The 7,108-nt window shown below is 41.0% G+C and carries 7 protein-coding genes; 6 read left to right on the top strand and 1 reads right to left on the bottom strand.

Annotated elements, in window-relative coordinates:
* From Q0A12_RS02280 to Q0A12_RS02270, 3 genes are all read left to right on the top strand, one after another.
* The coding region (locus Q0A12_RS02280) for an ROK family protein (protein WP_291291092.1) at positions 1 to 847 on the top strand (847 nt) is incomplete at its 5' end.
* Positions 837 to 1,805, top strand: coding sequence for an acetylxylan esterase (locus Q0A12_RS02275; RefSeq protein ID WP_291291091.1), 969 nt, complete (start codon positions 837 to 839; stop codon positions 1,803 to 1,805). The genes Q0A12_RS02280 and Q0A12_RS02275, both read left to right, overlap by 11 nt.
* Positions 1,802 to 3,187, top strand: coding sequence for a glycoside hydrolase family 1 protein (locus tag Q0A12_RS02270; protein WP_291291090.1), 1,386 nt, complete (start codon positions 1,802 to 1,804; stop codon positions 3,185 to 3,187). The genes Q0A12_RS02275 and Q0A12_RS02270 overlap by 4 nt, the downstream gene beginning before the upstream one ends.
* Positions 3,188 to 3,333: 146 nt before the next feature.
* Here Q0A12_RS02270 and add read toward each other — a convergent pair whose 3' ends face one another.
* Positions 3,334 to 4,356 carry an adenosine deaminase gene (gene add / locus Q0A12_RS02265; RefSeq protein WP_291291089.1) on the bottom strand — a complete coding sequence of 341 codons (1,023 nt, stop codon included), beginning with the start codon at positions 4,354 to 4,356 and terminating at the stop codon, positions 3,334 to 3,336.
* Positions 4,357 to 4,690: 334 nt separating this feature from the next.
* Here add and Q0A12_RS02260 point away from each other — a divergent pair, with 334 nt between their 5' ends.
* From Q0A12_RS02260 to Q0A12_RS02250, 3 genes are all read left to right on the top strand, one after another.
* Entirely contained in the window at positions 4,691 to 5,197 is a 507-nt protein-coding gene (locus Q0A12_RS02260; protein WP_291291088.1) for a hypothetical protein, read from the top strand.
* Positions 5,181 to 6,527: a PTS cellobiose transporter subunit IIC gene (gene celB, locus Q0A12_RS02255; RefSeq protein ID WP_291291087.1), complete on the top strand. Its 1,347-nt coding sequence runs from the start codon at positions 5,181 to 5,183 to the stop codon at positions 6,525 to 6,527. Before Q0A12_RS02260 ends, celB begins: the two co-directional genes overlap by 17 nt.
* A gap of 153 nt (positions 6,528 to 6,680) precedes the next feature.
* Positions 6,681 to 7,108: GntR family transcriptional regulator (locus tag Q0A12_RS02250; RefSeq protein WP_291291086.1), on the top strand; the 428-nt coding region annotated here is incomplete at its 3' end.

The raw sequence follows: 7,108 nt of genomic DNA, 5'->3' as shown, positions 1-7,108 counted from the left end.
CGGAACAACGGTCAAATATGGATGGTGGTCCGAAGCTCAACTACAGGATAAAGGGTATTTTGCGACACCTGATACTTGGCTAGAAATGAAAAAAGAGCTTTTGCAAGTCTTTCAAGCAAAGGACCCTATTGAAGGGATAACATTTAGTATGCCGGGTGCAGTAGATACCAAGCAAGGAATCATTAAGGGAATCAGCGCAGTTCCTTACCTGCATCATTTCCCTATCAAAGAAGAATTGGAGGGTTTGTTTCAATTGCCTGTTGCACTCGAAAACGATGCCAACTCTGCCGCATTAGCAGAACTTAAATTCGGAGTCGCCCAGGAAAAGGAAAGTGTTGCATTTTTCATTATTGGATCGGGCATTGGTGGCTCTCTAAGTTTCAATGGCAAACTAATGAAAGGGCAGCATTTATTCGCTGGTGAATTTGGTTATTTACTACTAGATGATGGAAAAACATTAAGTGAGTCAGCAAGCCCTGTGCAAATTGCAAGAAAGTATGGGATTAGTCATGGACTTTCTGATTCTTTTACTGGAAAAGAGCTATTTGAATTAAAAGAGCAAGGGGACAAAGAAGCGATCATTGCAGTAGAAGGAATGTACCGCGCTTTAGCCAAAGCCATGTATTCGGTTTGCTTGACCTATGACCCTGAATTGATCGTCATTGGCGGCGGAATTTCTAGCCGGACAGAAATTTTACAACCGATCAAAGAATATTTAGCTGCTCTTTTGTTAAACCATGGTGCAGAAGAGATTACAGTAGATGTGCAGTTTTGCCATTTTAGACAGGATGCAAATTTGGTTGGCGCAGTTGCAAACTATTTGCAAGGTGAAGAAGATGTACGTTGAAGAAGCGAAGAAATTATGGGGCAGTTATTTTGGAAGCCAATCGAAGCCAGCTGACTTTGAGCAGTTTTGGGACAATGGTAAAAGGATCATCCAAGAATTAGAACAAGATTACCAACTAATCCCTCATGAGGTCTATTCCACTGTTGCTCAAGGGTATGATCTTTTCTTTCATGCTCATGATGGCGCAAAAATCCATTGCCAACTACTCCAACCCAAAAATAATCAAGGGCCTTGGCCCGTACAATTCCAGTTTCATGGCTACCATGGAAGCAGTGGAGATTGGGGCGATAAGATTGGATTAGTTGCTGAAGGTTACTGTGTGGTAGCGATGGATGTTCGAGGACAAGGAGGGGCATCGCAAGACTATAGTCAGACCAATGGTGGAACTTTAAAGGGGCATATTATTCGGGGAGTAGAGGATGGCCCAGAAAAACTATTCTATCGACAGGTATTTTTAGATATCTATCAGTTGACGCAGCTTATTTGCCAACTGCCAGACATCGATGAAACGAGAATGTCAGTCTATGGCGCCTCACAGGGCGGGGCTTTGGCACTTGTCTGTGCCGCATTAGAGCCTAAGATTCAACAGTCATTTGTTCTGTATCCCTTCTTGAGCGATTATCGAGAAGCGTTTCGACTAAATGTCACTGACTCCGCCTATGAAGAATTGGCTTATTGGTTCCGTTTTAGAGATCCAATGCACTTAAAAGAAGCGCTGTTTTTTCAAACATTGGACTACATTGATATTCAATATTTAGTAAACAGAGTAAAAGGGAAAGTCATCTGGGGGATCGGACTGGAAGACAAAATCTGCCCTCCTAAAACACAGTTTGCCGTCTTTAACCAACTCACTTGTGAAAAAGAAATGATTGCCTTTCCAGAATATGGTCATGAATATATTCCTTGTTTTGGCGACAAAATCAGAAAAGAATTAATTAAAAAGGAGCAAAAAACATGAATAAATTTCCTAAAAATTTTTGGTGGGGAGCGGCAACTTCCGGTCCTCAAAGCGAAGGTCGATTTCAGAAGAAACATGCCAATATGTTTGACTACTGGTACGAAATTGAACCTGAAGCATTTTATGACCAGGTGGGACCAGACACAGCTTCTAACTTCTATAACAGCTTTCGAGAAGACATTGCATTGATGAAAGAAGTCGGACTGAATAGTGTGCGTACATCCATCCAATGGAGTCGTTTGATTGATGATTTAGAAACGAACACAGTGAATCCTTCAGCGGTGGCTTTTTATAATGACGTGATCGACACATTTCTTGAGCATGGTATCCGACCCATCATGAACTTGCATCATTTTGACTTACCGGTTGAGTTGTATCATACGTATGGTGGCTGGGAATCAAAGCATGTAGTTGACCTTTTTGCCGGCTTCGCTGAACAATGTTTTGTGCATTTTGGAGATCGAGTAAAGGATTGGATCACCCACAACGAGCCAATGGTTGTTGTGGATGGCGAATATCTTTATCAATTCCATTATCCAAAACTAGTGGATGGCAAAAAGGCTGTTCAGGTTGCATATCACTTGAATCTTGCCTCAGCAAAGGTTATTCAAGTATTTAAAAGACTGGGATTATCTGCAAAAGGAGGAAGAATTGGCACAGTTCTCAACTTGACACCGACTTATCCTGCCAGCGAAAATGAAGCGGATCTAGAAGCCGCTCGGATAGCAGAACTTTGGAATAATCGGATGTTTTTGGAACCGGCGATTTTCGGGACATTTCCGAAAGAATTAGTCGAATGGCTAAGTCATGATGGTGTGTTATGGGAAGCTTCCGAAGAAGAATTACAGATCATCAAAGAAAACACGATTGATTTTCTAGGGGTGAATTTTTATCATCCTCATCGAGTCAAGGCACCAGAAATTTCCCCAGATTCGGTTGGTGACTGGTTGCCTGATCGTTATTATGATACCTATGAAATGCCTGGCAGAAGAATGAATATTGACAAAGGATGGGAAATTTACCCCAAAGCGCTTTATGATATCGCAATTTCAATCAAAGAAAACTATAACAATATTCCGTGGTTTGTTTCAGAGAATGGCATGGGTGTTTCTAGAGAAGAGCGTTTTATGAAAGATGATGGAATCATCGACGATCAGTATCGTATTCAATTTATTCAAGAGCATTTAGATTGGTTAGCGAAAGGGATCGCTGCCGGATCGAATTGTTTTGGCTACCACCTTTGGACACCAATTGATTGCTGGTCTTGGAGCAATGCCTATAGAAACCGCTATGGATTGATTTCAACAAATATTCACACACAAGTTAAGACGATCAAGCAATCTGGTTATTGGTTTAAAGGGTTTATTGATCAGCATTCTTAATACAAATCTTTTTAGCCAGTAAAACTTGACCAATACATTTAGAGATTATCAAGGATAACTCTTTAAAATAGCAAAAGCGCCTCAAAAGTTTGAGCAACAAATCGAACTTTTGGGCGCTTTTTTATGGGAAAATCTATTGCTGAAAATTAGTTGCTTTTCTCCGTCACAAACGCAGCGACTTCTGCTAGATACAACTTCTTCTCTTCTTCCGGAAGCCAAGCAATTTCGAAGGCATTTTTAACCAGTTGAATGATTTGCTCTTCGGTCAGTTGATAATTTTTGCTCAATGCATAAAGATCATCAGAGATATAGCTTTGGAAATAAGCTGGGTCATCAGAATTGATGGTGACTTTGACACCTTTTGCCAATAATTCGATGATTTCTTTTCCCTTCATATCATCCACGACAAAACCGTTGGAGACTGGGCAGCAAGTCAGCCCAATTTGATGGTCCCGTACATAATTCACTAACTGTTCATCTTCCACGATATTTGTTCCGTGATCGATTCGTTCTACTTGGATGTCTTCAATGACTTGACGAATATGTTCGATGGAATCTTCTTGATCAATGTCACAGTGCATCGTCAAATGAAAACCAGCTGCTTTCGCTTTTTCAAAGACTTTTTTGAATTTCAGTGGGGGATTACCTTTTTCATCTGAATCCAGTCCGATGCCCAGAATCTTATCCTTAAAAGGTAGTGCTTGTTCAAAAGTTTCTTCTGCCGATTCAGCAGAAAAATCCCGTAAGAAGCACATGATCAGTGCACTGCGGACTCCAATTTGCTCACTTTCTTGTGTTGCCCGATAGTAGCCGTTGATGACGGTTTCAAAAGAAATCCCGCGAGACGTATGGGCTTGTGGATCGAAAAAGACTTCAGCGTAAGTCACGTGATGTTCTGCAGCTTTCTTAAAATAAGCCATTGCTAATTCATAAAAATCCTCTTCAGTTTGGAGGACATTCATCGCTGGGTAATAAATGTTCAAAAAAGAGGGTAAGGAATCAAATTGGTAACTGGCTTCAACTTCTTCAATCGTGGATTGCCCAATATCAATTTGATTTTTTTGTGCCAAACGTAGTTTCAAATCAGGCTCCAGTGTCCCTTCCAAGTGAAGATGTAATTCGGCTTTAGGGATTTCTTTGATGAACTCGTAACTTACTTCCTTTGTCATAATTTTCGTTTTTCTCCTTTTCTGAGTGGCTTTTTTCTAAGAATCGTGCATTGTTTCGTTTTAAAAACGAACGAAAAAACATTAATCAGTTCGTTATATTCATTTTTAACACAAAAACCATTTTCCGACAAGTTCCAATTCTTTTCTCTATCCTAGCTGGGGTTCCTAAAAAAAGAAGGCGGAAGAGAGGTTCCTTTTCTGAATTTTTCTGTCGTTCGTTTGCTCAGAAAAAGTAAACGCTTGCACAGGATTTGAATTATGTTAAAATTAACTTGTTCGAACAAGTTTGAAAATGATCTTTCGCGAAGAAATTTTCATAGAGAGGAGGAGAGGTATGAGAGTACACAGTCACAGGCCCAATGCCAATGAATACGCACAAAAGAATATGCGATTTAATCGCTTTCTGCTTTTTCGCTATATGACGGCAATTTTTTTCTTTATCAATCTTTATTGGGCGTTGCTTAGTCTGGCAAATTGGAGCTGGATGGGTCTAGTTCCGGTATTTTTACTTTTGGTTGATGGCGCCATCATCTTTGAGCAGACACAAAAATATTGGCGGGAATCGAATCGCTTGTTTCTGACCAAGATCGGCTACTGGATTCAAACAGGGATCAATATTTTTGGCATCCTCTTTGTTTTAGTAGGTAAACAGGAAGTTTTTTTCCCGTTTTTGAATCCCTCCGCTAGGCTGCTTTTACTTGTGTGCCTGACTCTAGGGATGGTTTGTTGTTTGTTGATAGAGAGAAAGGTTTGGCTGATCGAAAATGATCGGGATCGTTACTTGAACTACCTGCGAATCGTTGAAAATAAAGGAGGAGAAATGAATGAACACGGAAAATAGTAAGATGTTTGCTTTTTTAGATAAGTATTTAATGGGACCAATGGGACGAGTGTCTCAATTTAGGATCGTTCGTGGGGTGATGGCTGCTGGGATGGCTTCCATTCCTTTCACGATCGTAGGCTCCATGTTTTTGATCATCAGCGTTCTACCTCAAAGTTTTCCAGCGTTGACATCGATCTGGGCCGCTTCCTTTGATAAGGTACAAAGCTTATATATGCTGGGAAATACTGCAACGATGGGTATTTTAGCCCTTTATTTCTGTGTCGTTTTCGGGTATGAATACACGAAGATCCAAGCTCAAGAAGAAAAAATTCCATTAAGCCCTGTCAACGGCGCATTGTTATCGATGATGGCATTCTTTATGTGTTTGCCACAGTTAGTGTTTGAGGGAGGTACAGCTACACTGGTCACGATTCTTACCGATGATCAAAAAATCATTGATGGTTGGGAAATGGCTGGCGGTGTAACCCGCTTGGGAACCACCGGGATTTTTACCGCGATCATTATGGGGATTCTAGCAGTAAAAATCTATGCATTTTGTGTAAAGAAAAATATTTATATCAAAATGCCTGATACTGTCCCTACTGGTGTCTCAAGCTCTTTTACCGCACTGATTCCTACGGCACTGCTTGCATTATTGGTGATCGTGATCAATGGGACATTGGTGGCATTGGGAACAGATATTTTCAAAGTTATTGCAATCCCATTTGGCTTTGTTTCGAATTTGACCAGCACTTGGGTCGGCTTGTTGGTAATTTACTTCTTGATGCATGCATTATGGATCGTCGGGATCCACGGAGCAACTATCGTGACGTCTTTCTTGACCCCAATCGTTCTATCCAATATGGTTGAAAATCAAAGTGGTGCCAACATCGCTTTTGCCGGAGAATTCAATAATAGCTTTGTGACTATCGGCGGTTCAGGAGCGACATTGGGAATGGTGATTTTCATCGCCTTCTTTGCCAAATCTGCGCAATTAAGTGCACTGGGAAAGGCCGCCATTGTTCCCTCCTTCTTTAACATCAATGAACCGATTCTATTCGGGATGCCCGTTGTGTATAATCCATATACGGCAATTCCATTCTTTTTAGCACCAATGGCTTCAATGTCGGTGGCCTACTTTGCGATCAATTTGGGATTTGTCAAGCCACCGATTGCCCAAGTAGCTTGGCCGACGCCAATCGGTCTTTCAGGTTTTATTGGTTCCGGTGGGGATTGGCGTGCTTTTGTATTAGCAGTCATTTGTGCTTTGGTCGCCTTTCTGATTTGGTTCCCGTTCATCAAAATGTATGATGGCAAACTACTTGCAGAAGAAAAAGGAAAAGCTTGATCAAGACGACCGATTTGAACGAACAATACCCAGCTAAAACTGATTTAGCTGGGTTTGCTTTTGTTATCTTGGAATGAAAAAATAAAGAGTCGCACCAGATCACGTGCTTTTGCGTTAAAATAGGAGTAATAAAACATTTGGGGGAGAAGTGGCATGACAAAACAGTGGCGGATTGACGCATTGACCGCAGATTTAATTGCAAGAATCGATAAAAAAAATTTGGCAGATCAACAGGGCAAACTACCTAGTGAGAAGGAATTGATGGATCACTACCAAGTTTCTCGCTATTCTTTAAGGCAAGCGCTGAGCAGATTAAGTGAACGGGGCTATATTTATCAAGTGCAAGGGAGAGGTTCTTATGTTCATGATCGATTGACGCAAGAGCCAAAAGCAATTCAAAGTGATCTGGGCTTTACCGAAGATCTTGCTAGAGAAGGAAAAATGATCCAAACGATTCAAGCGAAGCAGCGATTGGTTTCTTATGCTGAAATCGACTTTTCACCCACCCATCAACACTTTGCTGAGAATCAGCTTTTTATTGAAGTCTTACGTTTTCGAACGTTAGACGATCAGCCTTACCT

It is taken from the genome of Enterococcus sp., from assembly GCF_022711995.1.
GTDB lineage: Bacteria > Bacillota > Bacilli > Lactobacillales > Enterococcaceae > Enterococcus_D.
The sequence above is the reverse complement of the archived record's forward strand: the minus strand, read 5'-3'. Positions and strand labels throughout refer to the sequence as shown.